This is a genomic window from Pantoea sp. Ft-CA_14, assembly GCF_024520875.1.
In the GTDB taxonomy this organism is placed as follows: Bacteria; Pseudomonadota; Gammaproteobacteria; order Enterobacterales; family Enterobacteriaceae; genus Pantoea; species Pantoea agglomerans.
In genome coordinates this window covers 1-22,154 of the sequence record NZ_JALNPM010000002.1, presented here as the reverse complement: position 1 = coordinate 22,154, position 22,154 = coordinate 1, and the positions used below count along the sequence as shown (strand labels likewise).

The 22,154-nt window shown below is 56.9% G+C and carries 20 protein-coding genes; 6 read left to right on the top strand and 14 right to left on the bottom strand.

Annotated features, from left to right (window positions below):
* Nucleotides 1-50: 50 nt before the first annotated feature.
* Nucleotides 51-386 carry a gamma-glutamylcyclotransferase family protein gene (locus tag NR195_RS03285; protein WP_022625647.1) on the top strand — a complete coding sequence of 112 codons (336 nt, stop codon included), beginning with the start codon at nucleotides 51-53 and terminating at the stop codon, nucleotides 384-386.
* A 367-nt stretch (nucleotides 387-753) separates the two neighbouring features.
* On the opposite strand, the gene NR195_RS03280 is transcribed toward NR195_RS03285, so the two are convergent.
* The 5 genes from NR195_RS03280 to hipB all read right to left on the bottom strand — a co-directional run bounded on the left by NR195_RS03280 (nucleotide 754) and on the right by hipB (nucleotide 6,340).
* A complete protein-coding gene (locus NR195_RS03280) occupies nucleotides 754-2,799 on the bottom strand; it encodes an FUSC family protein (RefSeq protein WP_157352163.1) in 2,046 nt (681 codons plus the stop codon).
* A gap of 75 nt (nucleotides 2,800-2,874) precedes the next feature.
* Nucleotides 2,875-4,296 carry a Xaa-Pro peptidase family protein gene (locus NR195_RS03275; RefSeq protein ID WP_256844114.1) on the bottom strand — a complete coding sequence of 474 codons (1,422 nt, stop codon included), beginning with the start codon at nucleotides 4,294-4,296 and terminating at the stop codon, nucleotides 2,875-2,877.
* A gap of 171 nt (nucleotides 4,297-4,467) precedes the next feature.
* A complete protein-coding gene (locus NR195_RS03270; RefSeq protein ID WP_010244885.1) occupies nucleotides 4,468-4,674 on the bottom strand; it encodes a type II toxin-antitoxin system MqsA family antitoxin in 207 nt (68 codons plus the stop codon).
* A gap of 104 nt (nucleotides 4,675-4,778) precedes the next feature.
* Nucleotides 4,779-6,092, bottom strand: a complete 1,314-nt coding sequence (locus NR195_RS03265) for a type II toxin-antitoxin system HipA family toxin (RefSeq protein ID WP_022625645.1) — start codon at nucleotides 6,090-6,092, stop codon at nucleotides 4,779-4,781.
* Entirely contained in the window at nucleotides 6,092-6,340 is a 249-nt protein-coding gene (hipB, locus tag NR195_RS03260; RefSeq protein WP_010244879.1) for a type II toxin-antitoxin system antitoxin HipB, read from the bottom strand. The genes NR195_RS03265 and hipB overlap by 1 nt, the downstream gene beginning before the upstream one ends.
* Before the next feature lie 180 nt (nucleotides 6,341-6,520).
* On the opposite strand from hipB, the gene NR195_RS03255 reads away from it, so the two are divergent.
* A complete protein-coding gene (locus NR195_RS03255; RefSeq protein ID WP_256844113.1) occupies nucleotides 6,521-6,958 on the top strand; it encodes a GNAT family N-acetyltransferase in 438 nt (145 codons plus the stop codon).
* A gap of 33 nt (nucleotides 6,959-6,991) precedes the next feature.
* Here the strand turns inward: NR195_RS03255 and NR195_RS03250 are convergent, their stop codons facing one another.
* The 4 genes from NR195_RS03250 to NR195_RS03235 form a co-directional block, all read right to left on the bottom strand.
* Nucleotides 6,992-7,786 carry an inositol monophosphatase family protein gene (locus NR195_RS03250; protein WP_033757665.1) on the bottom strand — a complete coding sequence of 265 codons (795 nt, stop codon included), beginning with the start codon at nucleotides 7,784-7,786 and terminating at the stop codon, nucleotides 6,992-6,994.
* Nucleotides 7,787-7,809: 23 nt separating this feature from the next.
* Nucleotides 7,810-8,871: an ABC transporter ATP-binding protein gene (locus NR195_RS03245; protein WP_033757668.1), complete on the bottom strand. Its 1,062-nt coding sequence runs from the start codon at nucleotides 8,869-8,871 to the stop codon at nucleotides 7,810-7,812.
* Entirely contained in the window at nucleotides 8,868-11,093 is a 2,226-nt protein-coding gene (locus NR195_RS03240) for an iron ABC transporter permease (RefSeq protein WP_256844112.1), read from the bottom strand. The genes NR195_RS03245 and NR195_RS03240 overlap by 4 nt, the downstream gene beginning before the upstream one ends.
* Before the next feature lie 88 nt (nucleotides 11,094-11,181).
* On the bottom strand, nucleotides 11,182-12,207 hold the full coding sequence (locus NR195_RS03235) for an ABC transporter substrate-binding protein (protein WP_033757674.1): 1,026 nt from the start codon (nucleotides 12,205-12,207) through the stop codon (nucleotides 11,182-11,184).
* 221 nt (nucleotides 12,208-12,428) lie between these two features.
* Here NR195_RS03235 and NR195_RS03230 point away from each other — a divergent pair, with 221 nt between their 5' ends.
* From NR195_RS03230 to NR195_RS03220, 3 genes are all read left to right on the top strand, one after another.
* Nucleotides 12,429-13,463, top strand: coding sequence for a LacI family DNA-binding transcriptional regulator (locus NR195_RS03230; RefSeq protein WP_256844111.1), 1,035 nt, complete (start codon nucleotides 12,429-12,431; stop codon nucleotides 13,461-13,463).
* A 264-nt stretch (nucleotides 13,464-13,727) separates the two neighbouring features.
* Nucleotides 13,728-14,621: an SDR family oxidoreductase gene (locus NR195_RS03225; RefSeq protein WP_010244858.1), complete on the top strand. Its 894-nt coding sequence runs from the start codon at nucleotides 13,728-13,730 to the stop codon at nucleotides 14,619-14,621.
* Nucleotides 14,622-14,714: 93 nt separating this feature from the next.
* Complete coding sequence (locus NR195_RS03220) at nucleotides 14,715-16,538, top strand: glycoside hydrolase family 15 protein (RefSeq protein ID WP_256844110.1); 1,824 nt, start codon at nucleotides 14,715-14,717, stop codon at nucleotides 16,536-16,538.
* 40 nt (nucleotides 16,539-16,578) lie between these two features.
* On the opposite strand, the gene NR195_RS03215 is transcribed toward NR195_RS03220, so the two are convergent.
* From NR195_RS03215 to NR195_RS03195, 5 genes are all read right to left on the bottom strand, one after another.
* Nucleotides 16,579-17,049 (bottom strand): RES family NAD+ phosphorylase, encoded by a 471-nt coding sequence (locus NR195_RS03215; RefSeq protein ID WP_033757682.1) that lies wholly within the window; start codon nucleotides 17,047-17,049, stop codon nucleotides 16,579-16,581.
* Complete coding sequence (locus NR195_RS03210; protein ID WP_010244850.1) at nucleotides 17,049-17,501, bottom strand: antitoxin Xre/MbcA/ParS toxin-binding domain-containing protein; 453 nt, start codon at nucleotides 17,499-17,501, stop codon at nucleotides 17,049-17,051. The genes NR195_RS03215 and NR195_RS03210 overlap by 1 nt, the downstream gene beginning before the upstream one ends.
* Before the next feature lie 89 nt (nucleotides 17,502-17,590).
* Nucleotides 17,591-18,745 (bottom strand): class C beta-lactamase, encoded by a 1,155-nt coding sequence (gene ampC / locus NR195_RS03205; RefSeq protein ID WP_052271938.1) that lies wholly within the window; start codon nucleotides 18,743-18,745, stop codon nucleotides 17,591-17,593.
* Nucleotides 18,746-18,776: 31 nt separating this feature from the next.
* A complete protein-coding gene (locus tag NR195_RS03200; protein ID WP_010670167.1) occupies nucleotides 18,777-19,022 on the bottom strand; it encodes a hypothetical protein in 246 nt (81 codons plus the stop codon).
* Between the two features lie 67 nt (nucleotides 19,023-19,089).
* On the bottom strand, nucleotides 19,090-20,271 hold the full coding sequence (locus tag NR195_RS03195; RefSeq protein ID WP_010670168.1) for a glycosyltransferase family 4 protein: 1,182 nt from the start codon (nucleotides 20,269-20,271) through the stop codon (nucleotides 19,090-19,092).
* A gap of 619 nt (nucleotides 20,272-20,890) precedes the next feature.
* Between NR195_RS03195 and hpxO the strand changes: the two genes are divergently transcribed.
* The gene (gene hpxO, locus NR195_RS03190; protein WP_163637036.1) at nucleotides 20,891-22,048 is read left to right on the top strand and encodes an FAD-dependent urate hydroxylase HpxO; all 1,158 of its coding nucleotides are present in this window, start codon (nucleotides 20,891-20,893) and stop codon (nucleotides 22,046-22,048) included.
* Nucleotides 22,049-22,154 lie beyond the last annotated feature (106 nt).

Genomic DNA, 22,154 nt, shown 5'->3' with positions numbered 1-22,154 from the left:
TTTAGCCGCGCTAGAGTTGCTGGCTTCCACTGTTTCAACGACGAGAAAAAATGAAGCGCTTATTTGTCTATGGCACGCTCTGTCCGGGCCGCGAGAATGCCCATATCCTGGAAAATATTGGCGGAGAATGGCTGGCCGGTTCGGTGAACGGTACCTTCTATCAGCGCGGCTGGGGCGCAGCGGCTGATTTTCCGGGCATCGTTCTGGATGAGCATGGGCCCGACGTGCCGGGTTATCTGTTTCTCTCCGACCAGCTGGACGCCCACTGGCCGATGCTGGATGCGTTTGAAGATGGCTACGATCGCGTCGAGGTTCGCGTTTCTGCCGAGGATAATAGGCAATACAGTGCGTGGATTTATCAGCTTCAGCCGCAGGAAAGCCGCTGAGCTATTACCGCTGAACGTTTCCTGCATTGGGATGCGCGCGCCCTGCTCTTATTGCAGGCTTCTGGCGCAGCAGGACGCGCTTATGACCAGTATTAACCAGGCGTGCCTGGCTAGAGAATTGAATGCAACAGTCTGATTTAAAAGCGGTATAATGCCTGCGCTTCACGCTCAGGCCATTGCTGGCCATTTTTACAAACCAACCTTTCCACTCTGCTGACCTTATTTTCCTGCAAGACAAATAAATGGGCACGCTGCCTGATTCTCAATTTAATTAAGATCTAATGTATGATGTAACTAAAATAAGATTGTCCGCTCTGGTCCCGGCAAGCGCTCTCTTAGCCCCACCAGCCAGCCTTGTTATACCGGGTTAATCTGGCCAGCGCTGATGTGGAAACAGTGATACCCGAATATTAAACAGATGGATTAAGGGCGCAACAGCCACACTCTCCTCTCGGGCGATCGGCTCCAGTTTTAGCAGCAACAGATCCAGTTCTTCCAGCAGATCCTGATGTGGCGCTAACTGCAGCGACTTCATCTTGCGCTTCAGGTATAGCGCCAGCTCGTGAAACATCTGACCACTATCAATCTGATGACTCTCCAGCACCTCACGATAACGTGCGTAGAAGTCATAACAGTTGGCGCCCAGCCAGGTTTCAGTAATCAGATACCCCCCCACCACGATATCCGGCACCGGATCGAGCCTTTTACGCGGCAGAATGATATTCACCCGGTCGAGCATCCGCGCAATAAATTGCTGCCGTGACAGTAGCGTGGCCGAATTGCGCTCCACCATTTTAATAAACCCTAACAGATCGCGCAGCCCTCGTTGCACCGCTCTTCTGGCTATCCATGACGGCCGTTTGTTGCGGATCAACGCCGTCAGCACCACCGCAAACATAATCCCCACCATCGAGGAGATGGCCGCATTCAGCGTGACGATCAGATTCGGGACATAGTGATGGCTTAAGCCGATAAAACCGGGGATCTGGATGGCGACACTCAGCCCTACCAGATTGGTCGCCGGATTGGCAATCACCAAGCTCAGCAGCATCAGACCGGGCAGCAGTATGATCATCAGCGCCTGTAAGGTATTGGCCTGCGGGATCAGAAAAGCGATGTAGAACAGGCTGACCACCAGCGCAATCATCACCCCTTTTACGAACAGCTTCATCGGCGTTACCGGGGAATCGACACCAGCAAAAAATGAACTGATAATCGCCGCCATTAGAGGTGCATTCGCCCCATCGGCCCAGCCGCTGCCGATCCAGAACAGGCTGGAGAGGAAGGTCGCCAGAAATGCCGTCAGCGCGGACAGCCGTAACAGTCCCTTATCGATATGCCGGTGTTCCCGGATATTGCGGATCGCCGCCCCATCCCCGTGGCTGTAGAGATCCCCTGCGCGCGCACTGACATTCTCATAAGCATCGGCAATGCGCACAAAGTTAGCCAGCCGCTCAAGCAGACCAATCAGCAGCAGGCTCTCTTCGGTTGCCAGCAGCCCGGCCCGCCATTCGTGCTCCAGGGTTGCCTGACTGGCAGCAATCGCTTCACGCAGTCCGGCAATATCGTTAATCCGATCGTGATGCAGCCACAACAGGAACTGCTGAAACACGTCGGTGACGCACGGCGGAAAACGAATATTCAGTTCGGCCAGCACACCCAGCCGTGATTCAATCGCCGTCAGTGTCGGCAGCAGATAAGTTAGATGCTGATACTGTACGCTGACCAGACGGATGACATTACGCGCCGCTTCGCCCTCATAGACGCAGTGGGTCAGCAGCGTTTCAACATTCAACGGATAACCCGCCATCTGAATCAGGATATCTTCGCGCTCCAGCGATTTGTTCTTTGCCATTCCGCTGATCAGTTCATCACAGAGTTTGCGCGCGTTCTGAAACCAGAGATTAACGCTCTGCCCCAGCAGATGATGCATCGAAACCGGAAACACCAGCCGGTGAACCAGCGTGCTGCAAAGGATGCCCAGCGTAATCTCCTCAATACGTGAAACTACGGTGTTGATGATTGCCAACGGTGACTCAACGTCTGGAAATCCCATAATCGCTGCGCTGTAGCCGGCCAGCATAAAGATATAGCTCTTCGGCGTGCGGTCATGCAGAGAGAGCCAGAGGCAAACCGTTACCCATAGCGATACGCACAGGCTGAACAACACTGGCGACTGCACCGTTTCGGGGTAGATCAGCAGAATAAAGATGCCGCCCAGCAGCGTGCCCAGCAGGCGAAACAGCGATTTCGAGACGGTCGATGCTGCATAGAGTTGCGAGGTGACAAACACCGTGGTCAGCGCCCAGGCGGGTTTTTCGAAGTTAAGAACGAGCGCCACAGAGAGTGCGATAAACGCGGCAAAGGAGGTTTTGCAGGCAAACAAAACCGCGTTTTTGGTAAACCATTTCATCGAATGAGAGCAACCAGGAACTTTCTGAGGCGCGTATCCTGACAGATGCGCCTGCGTTTTACTCTCAGTTAAATTTTACAAATTATTACCGGCCGCATCAGGCCGGTTAAGCCCCTGCTGGCGCACCAGTGCACGGCGCTTATCCAGTAAAAAAGGGCGCAGATAGCCTACCGTGTTCGAGAGCAAAATCACCTCTTCGGCAAGCTCAATCTTCAGCACGTCTGTCAGATACGCTTTGCGCTGAGTCATTCGTTGCCAGAGATCGGGAAAACGACGCGCCAGCTCATCACGCAATGCCGCGTCCGCCAGTCCGACCGTATCCTCTATACTGCAGCCGCCATAACCCGGCACCGACGGGATAATATCAATCTGCAGCAGCATACCGCTTTTCAGTGTCACGGCTGAATCGGGATAGATGGGCGAGCTTAGCCACTCTTCGTCAGCCACCAGATGCCCCGGATTAAGATGCCAGCCATACTGCGCTTTCGGCAGCACCGTTTCGATAAGCGAATAGAGTTCGCCGCCGGTGATCCCGATCCGCAGCTGCTCCAGCCAGCTGACCACCGCATGATAATAGGGGATCGCCAGCCGGATCAGCCAGTCGGAGACGTTACACTGTAACTCAGAGACTTCACTGACCACGTAAGCCGAGCGGCTGGTCAGCCCGCCTTTGTAGCCGGTGGTAAGAGAAAGCTTGTCGCCTGTCGCAATCCGTTTATCAGACGGATAGAGCCGGGCCTGGGCAAAACGATCGCCGGTCGCGGCAATCGTCACTACCGTGTTTGGCTGCCCTTCTGCGTTCAGACGTGCGCCTAACGCCTTCTCTGTGACGCCCGGCGCTACGCTATCCAGCGCAGCCAGCATCGCGGTTGAAGCAAGATTGGCCCCCGCCTCATAAAACGCCACTTCATCGGCGCCGTTAACGCAGCGTGCACCGTTGTCAGGCGAGATAAACAATCCGGTGGCGTTTACCAGTTGTGCATCGCCGCCCGCTGCCTGCGCCGCCGCGGCATAGATGAACTGCGGCAGATCAAACATCCCTTGCTGCCTGCCGGTAAATAACTTCCAGCCCACCAGCCCGGTGCGTTCTCCCGCCACTATCCCTGCCTCTGTTAACAGCTGATCCAGGGGCTGCTCCCCGCGCATAGGCTGGTTGGGCAGAGAAAAGACCGCCGCATGCAGACAGCGTCCCGGATTGCGGGCAAACGGTACCAGCTTGAGGTTCTCATTACCCATGATATAGGTGAGCTCGCCCTGCTGAGTCACCACCAGCAGCGCCTCCTCGAAGCGCGGAATGAATCCCGCCAGATATTCAAAATTGCTGCCGTGCTCTTTGTCGGCATAGATAATCAGTTGCGCAATCTGCTGCTGCTGCATCCGCTCAATAATGGCGGCCAGACGGCGATGCAGTGTTTCATCAGACATCACAGGGCTGGCAGCACCGGGAAATGCCGGCGGTGACGGGATTGTTTCCAGGGCATAGCGATTGGCATCCATAACGCACTCCAGTGGCCAGATTGACGGGGTTTGATTTCCATTCCCAGGGTAAACCTGAGGTTTAACCTGTAGGGTGCCACAATCACACAACTTACTCGTTGCGTGTTATCAAAAGAGGGACATTCACCTGTAACAGAGACAAAGAAGCCCGCGCTAAACGGGCTCTCTGTGTTATTTGATGGGCACGCCTGCATTCTCCAGCGCTTCAGCCTTTTCGGGATATAACTCCGACGTTCCGGCATTCATAATCACCGCTCCACAGCGGATGCAGTGATCGCCCTTCACATCTGGCACAACGTCCTCCGGATTACCCGTATTAAGACTGACGTCGCGCGTGGCGTACACAAACGCCTCTCCTTCACATCCCGGACACTTCATACCATGACTCTCCTGTTAAGCCTGTCAGATAAGCATAGCCGACAGGCTTTTAGCCATACACAGGAGGAGAGGTTTTTCAGGATATTGCCAGCTCATAAGCGCCATCACTCTTTGTGCCGCAGCCGCTCCAGCATAATCAGTGAATGACTGAAGATGGCGTCGGCGATGTGCTGCGGGAAATCGGGCGGCAAGGCATCGCGCACCGAGACCACTGCCTGGGGAAAGGCCTTAATAAAGAAGTCGAAGATCTGCTGCAAACTGTCACGATCAAAACTGACGCTTTTTGCCGTGGCGATAAAATGGCGTGGGAAGATTTTGTCGATCTCTGTCTTCTTCCCCTTAGTGGCACGCAGACCCATCGCCAGTTTCAGCGCTCGCTTGTTCAGACCGGTGCCGCCCAGTACCGGATAAGCGGAGATCACATCATAAAAGGGAGTCAGTCGATAACTGCCGCCGCGCTCAATAAACAGTGAGAAGTTCTTGGCGTGACCGTCGGTTGCGCCAATCAGCCACTGAAACACCTGGAACATCATAAAGCGATAGCGATCTTCGATGGCGTTGCTCGATCCCATCAGTATCTGCATGATCTCCGCAATGCCTGGCCCGCCATCCGACTCATATTTGGTTGAAGATGGCAGTCCCAGCGCCTGACAGAAATCCTCCTGCGGCAGGCGAATCAACCGGGTTTTATCGCGTGACCAGCGGCGGTCGAAACGTTCTACCGCCAGGGCGCGCATCTGTCCGGCACGAATAATCGTTGCCTGCGGCACGTCGATACCCAGTGCACGGGCCAGCGCCAGACAGAGATACTCATTCTCCACACTTTCACGCATATCCAGCGTCGCGGCCGGCTGTTTAATCTCTCCGATCGGCAGCTTAATGATGTGCGAGGTGGGCGTGGCACCGGCAGGAATGCTCCAGCCTTCATCGGTCAGCAGCAGTGCGGTTTTCTCCTGCGCCCCCGCGACCGAGATACGGAAATCGGTCTCTTCACGCAGCATCCCCAGCGGGATATCTGACTGATAGGCCGACAGCACGCTTTCGAGCCGGGTTTCATCCAGCACTTCATAGCGGGCCTGCAGTGCGGGCAGTGGCATATCGGGCGGCAGCAGCATAGTCGCCCCGACGCTGTCACGTCCCACTTCCTGCAACAGATCAAACGGCTGACGGGATTTAATCTGGTAACGCGCCACGATTCTGTCGCGAATCAATGGGCTATCCGGCAGCAGGTTATCGAAGAAGTTAATCACGGCGTGTGAGGTGAGAGCCTTTACCTGCAACGGCATCGAAAGTGACAGCGGCCTGGAGAGCGGATTACTCAGCCAGCCGGTATCATACTGAAACTCATGAGCGCCGTTTCGCTGCCGGGTGAGTACGCCTACCCGCTCGCCGTTCATCCACGCAATCAGCCTTTGCATTACCACTCATCCTCATCATGCAGCTGAGGCGCACCGGCCTCCTCTTTCTCCTGAACTTCCAGACTCAGCTCCAGCGACTGTAACAGCTTAAACAGCGTTGCCAGCGAGGTACTGTCAGGGGCATTTTCAAAGTGAGAGATGGTGGCCTGTTTCAGGCCGACCTTTTTCGCCAGCTCACTCTGGGTCCAGCCATTACGCTGACGAATGAGCTTTAGCCGGTTTGCCAGCTGTAGCGGGCTGTATATCATGGGGTGGCTCCTTCTGGATCACAGGCTGTAAGCATAGCGCAGGGGCATTATCCCCGACAGGGTATAAAACAGCTTTTACCCCCTGAAGGGGATAATAATTACTTTATACCCTATAGCGGATAATCGCACAATTATCCTTTGCAGGGGATAAGCCGAAACCACGAATAAAAGAGGACGAGGATGAGCACATTTACCCTTACCCATCAGGTCAACGACGACGATCGGGAAGAGTTGCTGGCAGGACTGGGGGCTTACAACCGGCAATTTATCAGCCGCGATAACTGGGGACCGCTGTCGGTTTCTCACAGGGACGAACAGGGAATGTTGCGCGGGGGAGTGATCGCCGCACGCAAAGGAAACTGGCTCTGCATCGATTATCTCTGGGTGGACGAAACGCTCCGTGGCAGTGGTCTGGGCAGCGCACTGCTGGAAGCCGCAGAGCAGGAGGCGGGAAAGATGGGATGTCTCTATGCGCTGGTGGATACCTTTAGTTTTCAGGCCCTGCCGTTTTATCAGAAACAGGGTTATCAGCCGCAGATGTCCCTGCCCGATTTTCCGCAAACCGGTATGCAGCGTCACTATCTGACCAAAACGCTACGGCCTGAGGCATCACGCTGACCGCAGCGCAATCAGCGTGACAGGGTCACATAATTATAAACCGGCAATGCGCCGCAGATCTGCTTCGGCACCCGGTGCCACGGCCAGAACCTGCGCGCCTTTAGTGATGCGATCGCCTTCGGTGTTAAACGGGTGGTACCAGCCGCCCGCCTCTTTCACCAGGCAGTAACCCGCCAGGCAATCCCAGGCGTGCATATAGGGTTCGTAGTAACCCACGACCCGACCGGCGGCAACCCAGGCCAGCATCAGTGCGCCGGAACCAATGCGGATAAAGTTACCGCCCGCCGACAGCAGCGCTGCCACAATCTCACCTACCTGCTGCGGGCTGACATAGCTGTTGGCACCAAAACCGGTAACGTGGTTTTGCAGCGTGCGTGTGGGATCGACCTGCAGACGATGACCGTTGAGCGTGGCACCCTGCCCCAGTGCCGCCACGTAGCACTCCTGATAGGTCGGCGCGAAAATCACCCCGATGACCGGCACATCGCCGCGCAGTACCGCGACGGAAACACACCAGCTCGGCATCCCATTGAGAAATGGGCTGGTGCCATCGATCGGATCAACCACCCAGGTGTAGTCAGACTCTCCCGCCTGCAGTCCCGACTCCTCACCCAGAAAGCCATCATCGGGAAACGCATCCCGTATACGGCTGGCGATCAGCTGCTCCACTTCACGGTCGGCAATCGACACCACATCCTGCAAATCGTACTTGGTCTCCACCACCAGCGTCTCGCGACGGTTGAAGTAAGATAACGCCGTCGCGCCACCTTCACGGGCAACGGCTTCCGCTAAAGCCAGACGCGCCATTATTTCATCATGCGATTCCATGCGAACTCCTTGAGTTAGTCAGATTAACGGGCAATCAGGGCAAGGCCCTGCGGCTTAAAGTTGACGCCAACTGTGGTGGCGAGCGGCAGACGCTGTTCCATCTGCGGATCGATAATGAACAGCGCGCCCAGTTCGGTGGCGACTTCATATTCGATATGGTCACCCAGCCAGGTGCTGTGAATGACCTCCCCCTGCAGCGCCCCCTGACCGTCGCCGGACAACGTAATAAACTGCGGTCGCACCGCCAGCTGAGCACTGCCGGTTTTTGCACCGGCACCTCGTACCCGGAAGCGCTGATTACCCAGGCGGACCAGCGCGTCATCCGCATCCGCCTCTTCCACTTCACAGGGCAGAATATTCGCCTCCCCCATAAAGTCCGCGATAAAGACCGAATTGGGTGAATGGTAAAGCGTCTCCGGCGCACCCTGCTGGGCAATATCCCCCTCTTTCATGACAATAATCTTATCGGAGACCGCCAGCGCCTCCTCCTGGTCATGGGTCACATAAACCGCCGTAAACCCGAGCCGCTGCTGCAGATCGCGGATGTCGGTGCGCACCCGACGGCGCAAACGCTCATCAAGGTTCGACAGCGGCTCATCAAGCAGCAGCACCTGCGGTTCCAGCACCAGCGCGCGGGCGACCGCAATACGCTGCTGCTGTCCGCCAGAGAGCTCCGACGGCAGCCGCTGCCCCTGACTCTCCAGACCCACCAGCTTCAGCCCCTCGCGCGCCCTGTCCTGCGCCTCGCGTTTGTTCATGCCCGAGGAAAGCAGCCCGTAGAGAATATTGTCGATGGCGTTCATATGGGGAAACAGCGCGTAGGACTGAAACACCATCGCCACGTCGCGCTCGTTGGCGGGCAGATGGGTGACATCTTTGCCGCCAATCAGAATCCGCCCTGCGGTGGGATGCTCCAGCCCGGCCAGCAGTCGCAGCGTAGTGGTCTTGCCGCAGCCGGACGGCCCGAGCAGCGTCACCAGCGTACCCGGCTCTACGGTGAGCGACAGATCCGGCACGGCAGTAAAACCGGCAAAACGCTTTGCGACATGTTCAAACACCACCGATCCGGCGTTAATGGTCGTCATACGGCTCTCTCCTGAGTCAGAGTGGATGCAGAGGGTGCGGCAATAATCACCGCCGGTTGGGTTGCACGGCGCAGGCGACGTTCGCCTACCAGCAGCTGGAAGAGGCCAATGATCAGCAGCATCACCACTATCAATACCGAGGAGTAGGCAATCGCCACGCCATACTCACCGTTCTCCACCAGCCCGACAATGTACGAGGTCGCCATGTTGTACTGGGCGCTGACCAGGAAAATCACCGCGCTGATAGAGGTAATGGCCCGCACAAAGGCGTAAACCAGCGCGGCGCTGATGGCCGGTTTCAGCAGCGGCAGCACCACTTTGCGCAGGGTACGGAAACTGTTTGCGCCCAGCGTCAGTGAAGCTTCATCCAGGCTTTTATCCAGCTGGCTCATCGCCGCAATACCGCCACGCACGCCGACCGGCATATTACGGAAGACAAAGCAGGCGATCAGGATCATCGCGGTACCGGTGATCTCCAGCGGCGGCAGGTTATACGCCATCACATAGCTCACACCAATCACCGTGCCGGGAATGGCAAAGCTCAGCATCAGCATGAACTCAAAGGTCTGACGACCGGCAAACTTCTGTCGCACAATCAGCCAGGCGGTCAGCAGTCCGACAATGGCCGTAAGCGGCGCGGCGATCAGGGCGATCTCCAGCGTGGTCCAGAAAGAGCTCCAGGCAACGCCGCTCCAGACCAGTTGCCCCTGATTAACGCTGACGCTAAAGGCGCGAATGTAGTGATCCAGCGTCAGATTGTTATTCAGCCCCCAGGACTGCACAAAGCCGCCAATCATGATCATGCCGTAGATCACCAGGGTGAACAGACCCCAGGGTATTACCATGCCATAGACGCTGTAGCGCACCGGACGCGGCAGCATCACATGACGGCCGCCATCGCCTTTGCCGGTGACAGTGGCGAAGCTTTTGCCGGAGAGCCAGACGCGCTGCACCAGAAAAGCGGCCAGGGTGAAGCCCAGCAGGATCATCGCCAGCACCGCCGCGCGACTCGGGTCGTTCTGTGCGCCGACCACGGAGAAGAAGATCTCCGTCGACAGCACGCCGTGACTGCCGCCCAGCACCATCGGGTTACCGAAATCGGCCATGCTTTCGATAAAGCTGATTAAGAAGGCGTTGGCCAGCCCCGGCGCCATCAGCGGCAGCGAGATGCGGGAGAAAGTGCGCCAGCGGCTGGCACGCAGGGTCTGTGACGCCTCTTCCAGTGACGGACTGACGCCCTCGACCACCCCAATCAGCACCAGAAAGGCGATGGGGGTAAAGGAGAGCACCTGGGCAATCCAGATGCCGGTCATGCCATAGAGCCAGCGGCCCGGCTCGATGCCGAACAGCGTCGCCAGCGATTCGGTGACCACGCCGGAGCGGCCAAACAGCAGGATCAGCGCCAGACCGATGACAAACGGCGGCGTGATAATCGGCAGTATGGTCAGCATCCGCAGCGCTTTTTTACACGGCAGCGAGGTGCGCGTCGCCGCCAGTGCAAACGCCAGTCCCAGCAGCGTAGCGCCACTGGCCGTCATCAGCGCCAGTCCCAGCGTGCGCCAGGCGGTGCCGCAGTTGCCACCGGAAAAACAGCCGAGGCTCCAGATGGCGGGATCCTGCATATTGGCAATCAGTCCGTCCGGTCTGAAGCTGCCATCAATATCCTGCACCGAGGCGACAAACAGACTCAGCACCGGATAGAGCACAAAGGTCGTGACCAGCGCCACCAGCAGCACAATCGATGCCACCACAAAGGCATCGCCTTTCAGCACGCCGCGCTCCGCCAGGGCAAAGGCGAAAATCAGCAAAAATATGGTCAGCAGCAGCAGCGCACCCGCGCCCATCGCCGGTTGTCCCTGCGCCAGCGGGCCGGCGAGGTTCTCCAGCCATAACCAGTTCCAGCCACTGAAACCGATGGCATGCCCTTCCAGCACCAGAAACAGAATGCCGCAGGAGCTGAACAGCAGCAGCAGCGTGCTGCGGGTGCGACCCGGGGGCAGAAAGGCGCTGCCAGCACAGAGCAGCCACAGCGCCACGGCGATGCCCAGCCAGCTGTGTAACGCGAGCTGCCCCAGCGCAGGCGCATTGGTCTCATCGCCCCATAAGCTGAACAGCCAGTCACCCGAGAAGAAGCCCTGCTCCAGGCTATACCAGGGCAGCAGCGTCAGCGCGCTGGCGCCCGCCAGCAGCGCGCCGGTTAAGCGACGATTGTGCGCATTCATAAATCACCTCGATCAGGAAGCGGACATCAGGCTTACGCCACCGCGGTCTGGCACAGACCCGGCTCAGATGGCCGGGGGCGCACCACCGTTATTGTGCGCTGGCACCAATCTCTTTATCCCAGCGGCCCAGCAGCGCTTTGCGTTTTGCTGAGTCACCATAGGTTTTAAAGTCATAATCGATCAGCCTGATGTTCTCGAAGCGCGGTGCATATTCAGAGATCTCCGCCTTGCGGTTAGAGGGCAGCTGGAACGATTTCGCCTCTTTCATATGCGACTGTGCTTCAGCGCTGAGCGCCCAGTCATACCAGGCTTTGGCATTGGCCAGGTTTCGTGCCCCTTTGATGATCGACATCGAACCTATTTCATAGCCAGTGCCTTCACAGGGCGCGACGGGCTTAATCGGGAAGCCATCTACTTCCATCGCGACGGCATCATGCATAAAGACAATGCCGATGGTGGTTTCACCGCGCGCGGCGGCTTTGACCGGAGCAGAGCCGGACTTGGTATATTGCGAGATGTTGGCGTTGAGCTTCTTCAGGTAGTCAAAGGCTTTGTCTTCGCCCATGATCTGCACCAGCGTCGCCAGGGTGTTATAGGCCGTGCCGGAAGAGTTGGGATTGGCGATCTGAATCTCGCCTTTAAAGCCAGGGTCGAGTAAATCCGCCCAGCAGGCAGGCACTTTCTGCTTTTTCTCCGCCAGCAGTCTGGTGTTATAGCCCCAGCCCAGCGCACCGGCATAAACGCCCACGGTGCGATAACCGGAGATCTCCGCCACTTTTTGTGACCAGGGCTGTTGCTGATCGAGCAGTGGCGATTTATAGGCCTGGGTCAGCCCCTCTTCGGCGGCCTGCATATGCGGATCGCCGGTACCGGCCCACCAGATATCGGTACGGGGATTGCGTGCCTCGCTGCGGATACGGGCATAGGCTTCACCGGCAGAGAGCCGCACCATGCTGAGTTTAATATCGGGATGGGACTGGCTGAACAGCGTGGTCATCTGTTCGCACACCACCACATCGGCTGAGCAGATCATATTAAGATTGCCCGCCGCCGAGGCAGCAAACGGCACTATAGGGCAGACGATTACAGCAGCGAGCAGAGAGGAATAACGCATGGTGTTCTCCTGGGCTGGATGACGCAGGCGCGCCAGATTTTGCACATGTGTGCAAACATATGTGCAGATTAGTACGGCGGCCCTGCTGCAGTGTCAATTTAGTTGTTAAGCAATTGTCAGTCGCTGTCACAAATTTGAAACCTTTCGCCCATCTGTATTTTTTGCACAGCCTTGCAACTTCAGGCAAACTCAGTGCAGACAATGTCAGGCGAGGAGAGAACATGCAGCAGCTAAAGGCGGTGGTGAGTGCGCAGGATGTGGCTGACCGGGCGGGCGTCTCCCGCTCAGCAGTCTCCCGCACCTTTACACCGGGGGCCAGCGTGTCAGATGCTACCCGTCAGCGGGTGATGAAAGCGGCGGAGGAACTGGGCTATCACGTCAATCATCTGGCGCGCGGCCTGGTGCGCAACCGCAGCGGCATCGTCTGCTTAATTGCCTCCGAGGTGGACACGCCCTACCGTGCCAGCCTGGTGCGCTGGATGACCCAGTATCTGCAGGAAGCGGGAAAAGTGGCGATGCTGATTAACACTGACCGATCCGATGCGCGCGTTTCCGCCGCGCTGCAGCAGGCGATTAATTTTCGCGCCGACGCTTCGATTATTCTCTCCGGCATGCCGGACAGCGGCATCACCCGGCTCTGCTACAAACATGGTCAGCATCTGGTGCTGATTAACCGCGACGAGTTCCTGCCCGGCACGCTCAGTATCAATCTCGACTCCCGCCCCGCCGCAGAAATGGCGGTTAACGCGTTTGTGCGGGCGGGATGCAGCCGCATCGCCTTTGTCAATTCACTGGCGGGAACGCCGAGTCTGCTGAAGCGCGAAGCGGATTTTCTGGCCGCCGCGCAGAAAGTGGGCGTCACGGTCCAGGTGGAGCAGTTCGGCACCACCTCTTACGAAAGCGGCCAGATTCTGGCCCAGCGTCTGCTGACGCGTAAAGTTCGCCCTGATGCGGTGTACTGTGCCACCGACCTGCTCGCCTGCGGCTTTATGGATGAGGCGCGTCACCGCTTTGCGCTGCGTATTCCGGACGATCTCTGCATCATCGGACACGATAATATCGCGCAGTCGGGCTGGGCCTCTTACAACCTCACGACCTTTGCACAGCCGGTGGAACAGTTCGCCCGCGATGCCATTGCCTGGCTGGTGGAGACGGAAGCGCAACCGGAGACGCTGATGCCAAAAAATGAACAGCAGCAGGAGCGGAGAATATATCCGGCAGATGTGGTCTGGCGCGGTTCGGTACGCGGCGGTTAAACGCCCTTTTTTATTTTCTTCCGCTATGTAATTACGCCCTGAAATAATCCACAACCGATCTTACGCTTCGCTTTAAATATCCCGCCCCTGCACTGAAAAATAATCGGACGCTACTGCACAGTGTTCCGATTTTCTGTCTACGCTTTATCTGCATTATTAAGTTCTTCTGGTTTTAACTGCTCAATGAATCAGCAGTCAGATGTGACAAATATCACATTTGTGCCAGGCTTAATGTCTCAGATAACTCTGTTCAAGGAGCATACAATGGCTACACCAACTAACAAGACGCTCGATCTGGATCAATTTCCTAAACCTCCTTTTGAGGACCAGCCACAACAGGCGCCAGGCCTGGCCAGTAAAATGATCCCGGTTCCCGACCACGGTGAAACCAGCTATCGCGGCACGGGCCGACTGACCGGCCGCAAGGCGCTGATCACCGGCGGTGACTCCGGTATTGGCCGCGCGGTGGCTATCGCTTATGCCCGTGAAGGCGCAGATGTGGTGATTAACTACCTGCCGGAAGAACAGCCCGACGCCGATGAAGTGATTAAATTAATCGAAGCGGAAGGCCGTAAAGTTTTTGCTATTCCGGGTGACATTCGTTCTGAAGAATTCTGTCAGCAGCTGGTCAAAGAGGCAGCCGATAAATTAGGTGGCCTGGATATTCTGGTTAATAACGCCGGGCGTCAGCAATTTAATGAGTCCATCCGAACCCTGAGTACGGAAGATTTTGACGCGACGTTTAAAACCAACGTTTATGCGATGTTCTGGATCACCAAAGCGGCGCTGGAATATCTGCCACGCGGTGCGTCCATTATTAACACCTCGTCCGTACAGGCGTTTAAACCCAGCGATATTCTGCTCGACTATGCGCAGACCAAAGCGGCCATCGTCGCCTTTACCAAATCCCTGGCGAAGCAGCTGGGTGGCGACGGTATCCGGGTTAATGCCGTTGCACCAGGGCCGTACTGGACCGTGCTGCAATCCAGCGGCGGACAGCCGATGGAGAAAGTGAAGCAGTTTGGTGCCGATACACCGATGGGCCGTCCGGGCCAGCCGGTTGAGATCGCCCCACTCTACGTTACCCTGGCCTCAACCGAGAGCAGTTACTCCTCCGGGCAGGTCTGGTGTTCTGATGGCGGCACCGGTACGCTGTAATCTCACTCAGGTGGCCGCATAATGCGGCCATTTTTTTGTCCCGCTTTTGCCCCGCTTAAGAAACCTCGCCACCGTGATATAAGGAAGCAGATTATGGAAAACCCGATCTTTCATTCGCCGGTCAGAAAAGAGGGCTTTGCGGGCCTGGGTGACTATGCCGCCATTGGTGAAGGCCGTTCAGTCGCGCTGATTGCGCCGGACGGTTCAATTGACTGGTGGTGTGCGCCCAATCTCGACGCAAAGCCCCTGTTTGATCGCCTGCTTGATGCCGGACTCGGTGGCTACTTCCAGATTGTCCCGCGTGCGCCTTATCAGGTCTCACGCCGCTACCGCGATAACAGCAATGTGCTGGAGACCCGCTTCGAAACCCGTGACGGTACCGTGCTGCTGACCGAATCGATTAACAGCACGCTGGCGGGCCGTCTGCCCTGGTGCGAACTGGCTCGCCGCATAGAGGGTGTCAGCGGTGAAGTGGAATTAGCGATCACCCTGCGCTTCGGCACCGCCGCCGAAACCTGTTCACCGTGGGTGGCCGACAATGAGAAAGGCAAGGTGTTTCACATCGCGGAGATCATGGCGATGTTGCGCACCAGCGAAGATATTCAGATCACAGAGCTGGATGATGAGCAGGTCTGCGCCACGCTGCGTACCTATGCCGGTTCCCGCTCGCTCTGCGCGCTGCTGGTGACCGAGAAAGAGCCGCTGGCGGTGCCGCCGCTGGAGGCTATCGATCAGCGGATTGAAACCAGCCACACCGGCTGGACCAGCTGGGTGGAGAGCCTGAGTTATGAGGGCCGCTACCCGACGCTGGTGAAGCGCTCAGCCCTGTCGCTGAAGTTTCTCTGGTACTCCCCGACCGGCGCACTGGCTGCTGCTGCCACCACCTCCCTGCCGGAGGGGATCGGCGGCGAAAAAAATTATGATTACCGCTACGCCTGGGTGCGCGACGCCTGCCTGATTATTAAAGCCTTCGTCTATCTCGGGGCGCTGGAAGATTGTAAGGCGGCCTTTTCCTGGCTGTCGCAGACCATCATGCGCCATGGCGTCAGGCTGCGCGCCTGCTATGCCCTGAATGGTGATGAGGTCCCCGCTGAACGTTATCCGCCGCTGAGCGGCTATCAGAACTCTCAGCCGGTGCGGGTCGGCAATAATGCCCGCGACCAGCTGCAGCTCAGTATGTATGGCGACATGCTGGTGACAGCCCAGCATTTTATCGAGGCGGGACACGTGCTGGATATCACCACCTCGCGCATGCTGGGCGAGCTGGCGAACTGCTGCGCCGATCACTGGCGGCAGAAGGATTGCGGCATCTGGGAGCTGCCGGAGTTGCAACACTACACCCACTCCAAAATGGCCTGCTGGATGGCGCTGGATCGGGCGGTGGCGCTGGCAGAAAGCCAGCATATCGAACCGACCTGGCTGGGACGCTGGCAGCGGGAACGTGACCGTATCCGCGACTGGATTGAGTCGCACTGCTGGTCAGAGCAACAGCAGGCTTATCTCTTTTACGCCGGCAGTGACGATCGCCTCGACGCGTCGCTGGCGCTGGTTCACAGCTACGGCAACGCGGTCAATCCGCAGCGGATGCTCTCGACTTACCGTGCTATCCGGCAAAAACTGGGTGACGGCAGCGCCATGCTCTATCGCTACAGCAGGGTCAGAGAAGAAGAAAGTACCTTTCTCGCCTGCGCCTTCTGGCTGGTGGAAGCCTGGGCAGAGATGGGTGAGGCGGATGAGGCAGAACAGGCGATGCAGGAGATCCTGGCTACGCTGAACGGCCACGGTAATGTCGATATCTTCAATGAGATGTATGACGTCCGCAGCCAGAGCTGGCGCGGCAATATGCCACAGGGGCTGAGTCATCTGGCGCTGATCTGCGCGGCGCAGGCGCTATCGGAATCGCAGGCGCCTGCGTGATGTGAGATGTTGCGGTGAGAAAAGTGGCGAATCCGGCGCCCTATTGCAGCCTGAAACGCGGATCGAAGAAAAATGGCTCTACCACCACCTTACTGATGATGCCAGCCGCTGCCGGATGACGGGGATTGAACAGTGCATTCCACTCACCGGTCAGCGTGCTCGGCACCTTCAGCACCAGGCCGTTATCCGGGCTGGCAAGCCAGTCGTCACCAATTTGCCGCGTGGACGATGGCGCAGGATCGGCCTGCCAGTCATCGGGGAGTGCCGCCAGCGAGAGCTCGGTAATCAGCGATTCAGGGACGCTAATCGACAGCATTGAGTAGTCGTGTGACAGATCCTGAATGGTGAGATGAACCAGCGCCTCAAGTACACAGAGCGCCCGGCTTGATCCCATATAGACACAGACCGTTCCCACGGAATTCCAGCGCCCCCCGTAAGTGCGGGCACCAAAACCATCAAAGGCGGTTATCGCATACTCACTCTTCACCAGGCGAAAGAAACGTACCGCCATCAGGTAATCACGCCATGTTCAAGCTGGCCAATCAGGTTAATCACCGCTTCTGCACCCGCCACCGTGGTGGTCATCTCCGCCGGTTTCTTACCGCCCAGCGCTTTGGCGGGCGTTTCCAGCCACTGCACCAGACGCTGCCTGTCGTCGCGGAACAGTTTACTGGCGGCAGAGAGGACGCGGATCAGCATGTAGATCCGTCCGCTCTGATCGGGCGAAAAGGTCTGCTGCGGATCTTTGACTTTGCGGTTGTAGGTGGTGCGATCAATGCCCGCCAGACGGCACAGCCAGCCCTCGTCAAAGGTGGACAACGACGCCGTGCGTTTCAGCACGCCGCTGCTGAACCCTACCGCAATACGCTGGTGCGCATCAGGCAGTGTTTCCGGCAGATTCAGGGCATGCAGCAGCGAATTGTCGCGACGATGCTGAGCGGGTGTGTAGATGGCGATAGACATAGCAGCCTCCTGTTCATTTGATTTTTATTTTAGCGCAAATGAACAGGCGGTGCCAGCTTTACCCCGTCGCTGAGCAAGCGTGATGCCTGTTACTCAGGCTTCTCCTGCTGTAACGCCTGCAGAATCTGCCACGCCGCCTTTATACGCAGCGGATTAGGGTAATTCTTGTTGGCGAGTATCACGACGCCGCTGTTCCTCTCAGGAATAAAGGCGATATAGGCACCAAAACCATTGGTTGCACCGGTTTTATGCACCCAGCTGGCGCTCTGCGACGGCCCGACCGGATTGAGCAGTGTTGCCGGGCGGGGTTGCAGCGCAACTCCATTATCGCTGTCGCCCATCAGCGTATCGGCAGTCACCGGCCAGTCGTAGATCTCCCAGCCCAGTCCCTGAAACAAGGTGCCGACTTTGAAGTAGCGCGCCTGCGCGGTGCGAATGGCATTACGCAGCACGGCATTTCCTGAGGAGAGGCGGTTAGGATCCACATTCGCCTGCATAAAGGTGAGCATGTCACGCGCGGTGGATTTAACGCCGTAGGCTTCTGCATCCAGCATGCCAGGTGAGACCCGTACCGGCTGGCCATTTTTATAGCCCCAGGCGTAGTCCAGCATCATCGAGGGCGGCACGGTGATATAGGTGCGCGTCAGACGCAGTGGCTGAAACACATTTCGCGCCATCGCCTGCTCATAATCCCCCTTCACCATCAGCGAACCAAACAGACCGATGCTGGCGTTAGAGTACTGCCGGAGCGTGCCGGGCGCTGCTTCTGGCTGCCATTCCTGATAGAAACGCAGCAGCGAAGCCTGATCGGTGACGTCATCCGGCAACTGTAAAGGCAGGCCGCCCGCGGTATAGGTCGCCAGATGCAGCATCCGCACCGGACGCCACTGCTCACCGGTCAGCTGCGGCCAGTACTTTTGCACCGGATCGTTAAGGCGTATTTCGCCGTTGCGGATCATGACGCCGGCCAGGGTACCGGTAAAGGTTTTGCTAACTGAACCCAGCTCAAACAGCGTGTTTTCCGTGACCCGGCGGCGTGATTCGAGATCGGCCACGCCGAAGTTCACAAACTGCGCCCGGCCTTTGTAAAGCACCGCCACCGACATGCCGGGGATCTCCTGCTGCTCCATCAGCGGTTCGATCGCGGCTTTAACCAGAGAAGTAACCTGCTGTGAAGAGAGATCGGCGGCGACACAGCTGGCAGAAAGAGAGAATAACGCGAGATAAAACAAAGACTTTTTCATTGGCAACTAAGGGATTCTTCACTGAATTAAATTATTTACACTGGTCGGCACAGGCCTGCACGCACATCTGAGCCTGAGAACTGCAGCCACCGTTTTCCCGGGTGTTGCAGTGCGATTGTTCTGTGTAGCAGTTGGTCTGACAGGCGGAGACATCGCAGCGGGCAGCGACGGGCGTCAGCTGTGCCAGGGGCGCGCGGGCCGGAAAAAGCGGTGCGGGCTGAGCGAAGGCGCTGCTGCCCAGTAATCCGGACAGCAGCAGGCTGATGATCATTTTCATAAGAGTTCTCCAGAGGGACGCTGCACTAAGTATGGCCAGTCTGGCGCGCCCCGTCAGAGAAATCTAATCAAATTGAGACTACAGGGGGATGTTGAGTGACATTAATCACGCCACGGCTGTAGATATCGTTGAGCCGGGCAATGTAACGCTGGGTGTCATGCTGATCTTTGATGCGCAGAATCGCCGCCTCACCTTTCTCCTGCAGCATCTCAGGACGGTCGATAATGGCGAGCAGTATCGATTTCAGCCCCTCCACCAGCGACTGGCGTAGCTGCGTTTTCTGCTCTGGCGAGGTAATACTGTATTCACGGTCAGCGTTAAGCGGACTCGCAATCACCCAGCCTGCGCTGGCAGGATTAATCTCTGGCAACGCGCGCACGTTGCTGGTGATCACCGGGCAGCCGTTAGCCTGCATCTCCAGTACCGAGAAACCGTACGTCTCCTGCCAGGTTGGTAGCAGTCCGGCATCGCTCTGGCGGAACAGCTGCATCAGGGCGCCGTTATCCATCTGTGAATGATGCGTGAAGCAGCGATAGCGTTTGATGCGGTTCTCAATGCCACTATAGAAGGTCTCATCATCCTGGAACTGGCGGTGCGCCACGTTACGACGCTTGGCGAGATCGCCAATCAGCTGCACATCCAGCTGCGACTCTTCCAGTTTGCGCTCTTCAATCAGCTCACTGATCGCCAGCACGACTTCAGCCCCGCCTTTGCGGTAGAACTCGTTACCGGCAAAGGTCAGTTTCAGAATACCGGGCTGACGCGGCGTTTTCTGCTGGATAAACAGCTTCTGCGGCGGATGCAGCACCAGGGTTTTACGGCGGATTTGCTGGGCAATATCCGGCCTGAACAGTTTCATCTGAATGTTCAGGGTGGCATCTGAGATGGCAATCAACCCCAGGCAGTTATCTTTTAACAGATAAGGAATGAGGCGTTTCAGCTCGGGGTTGTCCTGCTTGGCGACGCCCGCCACCGGCAGCACACGCGGCAGCTCCGTTTCAAACGACGCGACCCACTTCTGAGGGGTTATCGCCACTTCATTGAACAGATGCAGGATGTCAGCCCGCGATGCCCCTGAAAAAGGCACAGGCTGAAAGACAAAGGTTTTATTTTTTTTGAGCAATCGGGTTCGTAGCGGGTTAATAAAGTAGAACAGATTGCTCTTTTTCAGATTGATATATTCGTTATCCGGATTAACTAAGATATTACGCTGCTCCGGATACTGGTTATTCGTGATTCCAATTTTCATGTTCGCCTTCCAGAGTCCTTGTGTCCGGAGTGATCTATATCACGTGATCGTGACTGGCGGGTCTGAGCAATATCCTAAAAGCCCGTAATGACGCGGCCTGAACGCTTTTGCTAATGATTGCGCACGGTGCTAAAACAGACACAATTGTGTCTGATTATGAATTTGCATTTTTTATTAACAGGTGTGTTTAACTGTGTCAGGCTAACCCCTTATTGAATATAGCGATTATTTTCCGGGAAATATTCGCGCCAGTTGTTATGTAAATGTTTAATTAATTGTCAGGAATATTAGCGAAGCGGATGAGGATTTTAGTTAATAACTTTTAAAGTAATAAGAATGACCATGCTGAAAAGTGCCCGACGCGTTCCACTGGCTGATGATTAACACAGACACAGACGGGCGATAATGAAACAAATGATGCAGTACGGTTATAGCCGCACCCTTTTTGCACGCCCGTTTGCCACAATTCAGTGCAACTGATTAAGAGGAAGGCGGGAGTCAGGTGCCCCCCATTATACATTAAGCCTATGATTTACATTGTTATTTATATGAAACTCTCTACCACCATCTCTCTGGTACAAAAGTTGCAGGAAGTGATGTATGCAGACAGGAGAGCATTATGAAAGCAATCGTGATTGGTGGCGGTATAGGCGGCATGAGTAGTGCCATTGCGCTGGAGAAATCCGGAATTGACGTTGAGGTCTTTGAAGCCGTAAAGGAGATGAAGCCCGTCGGCGCGGCGATTTCCATCTGGCCCAACGGGGTTAAATGCCTGAATGCGCTGGGCATGAAAACCGCGCTGCGTGAGCTGGGCGGGAACATGGCCTATATGGCCTATCACGATGGCACCACCGGCGCGCCCCTGACCCGCTTCAGTATGGCGCCGCTGGTGCAGCAGGTTGGCGAATATCCCTGTCCGGTGGCGCGGGCAGAACTGCAGGCGATGCTGATTGATACCTTCGGGCGTGAACGGGTGCAGTTTGGTAAGCGGGTGATCCAGGTCGAGCAGACCGGCAGTGGCGTGATTGCCACCTTTTCCGACAACACTCAGGCCACCGGCGATTTCCTGATTGCCGCCGATGGCACCCATTCGGTGATCCGCGAGTATGTGCTGGAGCAGAAGCTTGAACGACGTTACGCCGGTTACGTTAACTGGAATGGCCTGGTCACTATAGATGAGAGGATTGCGCCCGCCGATCAGTGGACCACCTTTGTCGGTGACGGCAAGCGGGTGTCGCTGATGCCGGTCAGCGGCAATCGATTCTACTTCTTCTTTGATGTGCCGCTGCCGAAGGGACTGCCGCAGGATCGCAGCACGGTGAAAGCGGACTTAACCGGCTATTTTCAGGGCTGGGCGGAGCCGGTACAGCAGCTGATCGCGGCAATCAATCCTGACACCACCAATCGGGTTGAGATCCACGACATTGAACCTTTCAGCCGCTTTGTTAAAGGACGTGTGGCCCTGCTGGGCGATGCCGCCCACAGCACCACGCCCGATATCGGCCAGGGCGGCTGCGCGGCGATGGAAGATGCCGTGGTACTGGCCTCGACGCTGGCTTCTCATTCACTGGGTATTGAAGATGCACTGCTGCGCTATCAGGCGCGACGGGTTGAACGGGTAAAAGATCTGGTGCTGAAAGCGCGCAAACGCTGTGACGTCACCCATGCGCGCGATCCGGCGATCACGGCAGAATGGTATGACTCTCTGAAAAGCGAAACCGGTGAACGGGTGCTGGCCGGAATGTGCGAAACCATTGAAGGTGGCCCGCTGGGCTAAAACCAATCAAAAAGGGCTGTCAGCGTGACTAATGCCAGTCAGTTAAGCGACAGGTGATAACGCAGTCTGGTGCCGCTCAGGGGCTGGCGGTCCTCGCGCCGCTGCG

Excerpts from the sequence above, each read along its gene's own strand:
- NR195_RS03285 (WP_022625647.1), top strand. The coding sequence starts at position 51 with ATGAAGCGCTTATTTGTCTATGGCACGCTCTGTCCGGGCCGCGAGAAT.
- NR195_RS03280 (WP_157352163.1), bottom strand. The coding sequence starts at position 2,799 with ATGAAATGGTTTACCAAAAACGCGGTTTTGTTTGCCTGCAAAACCTCC.
- NR195_RS03275 (WP_256844114.1), bottom strand. The coding sequence starts at position 4,296 with ATGGATGCCAATCGCTATGCCCTGGAAACAATCCCGTCACCGCCGGCA.
- NR195_RS03270 (WP_010244885.1), bottom strand. The coding sequence starts at position 4,674 with ATGAAGTGTCCGGGATGTGAAGGAGAGGCGTTTGTGTACGCCACGCGC.
- NR195_RS03265 (WP_022625645.1), bottom strand. The coding sequence starts at position 6,092 with ATGCAAAGGCTGATTGCGTGGATGAACGGCGAGCGGGTAGGCGTACTC.
- hipB (WP_010244879.1), bottom strand. The coding sequence starts at position 6,340 with ATGATATACAGCCCGCTACAGCTGGCAAACCGGCTAAAGCTCATTCGT.
- NR195_RS03255 (WP_256844113.1), top strand. The coding sequence starts at position 6,521 with ATGAGCACATTTACCCTTACCCATCAGGTCAACGACGACGATCGGGAA.
- NR195_RS03250 (WP_033757665.1), bottom strand. The coding sequence starts at position 7,786 with ATGGAATCGCATGATGAAATAATGGCGCGTCTGGCTTTAGCGGAAGCC.
- NR195_RS03245 (WP_033757668.1), bottom strand. The coding sequence starts at position 8,871 with ATGACGACCATTAACGCCGGATCGGTGGTGTTTGAACATGTCGCAAAG.
- NR195_RS03240 (WP_256844112.1), bottom strand. The coding sequence starts at position 11,093 with ATGAATGCGCACAATCGTCGCTTAACCGGCGCGCTGCTGGCGGGCGCC.
- NR195_RS03235 (WP_033757674.1), bottom strand. The coding sequence starts at position 12,207 with ATGCGTTATTCCTCTCTGCTCGCTGCTGTAATCGTCTGCCCTATAGTG.
- NR195_RS03230 (WP_256844111.1), top strand. The coding sequence starts at position 12,429 with ATGCAGCAGCTAAAGGCGGTGGTGAGTGCGCAGGATGTGGCTGACCGG.
- NR195_RS03225 (WP_010244858.1), top strand. The coding sequence starts at position 13,728 with ATGGCTACACCAACTAACAAGACGCTCGATCTGGATCAATTTCCTAAA.
- NR195_RS03220 (WP_256844110.1), top strand. The coding sequence starts at position 14,715 with ATGGAAAACCCGATCTTTCATTCGCCGGTCAGAAAAGAGGGCTTTGCG.
- NR195_RS03215 (WP_033757682.1), bottom strand. The coding sequence starts at position 17,049 with ATGGCGGTACGTTTCTTTCGCCTGGTGAAGAGTGAGTATGCGATAACC.
- NR195_RS03210 (WP_010244850.1), bottom strand. The coding sequence starts at position 17,501 with ATGTCTATCGCCATCTACACACCCGCTCAGCATCGTCGCGACAATTCG.
- ampC (WP_052271938.1), bottom strand. The coding sequence starts at position 18,745 with ATGAAAAAGTCTTTGTTTTATCTCGCGTTATTCTCTCTTTCTGCCAGC.
- NR195_RS03200 (WP_010670167.1), bottom strand. The coding sequence starts at position 19,022 with ATGAAAATGATCATCAGCCTGCTGCTGTCCGGATTACTGGGCAGCAGC.
- NR195_RS03195 (WP_010670168.1), bottom strand. The coding sequence starts at position 20,271 with ATGAAAATTGGAATCACGAATAACCAGTATCCGGAGCAGCGTAATATC.
- hpxO (WP_163637036.1), top strand. The coding sequence starts at position 20,891 with ATGAAAGCAATCGTGATTGGTGGCGGTATAGGCGGCATGAGTAGTGCC.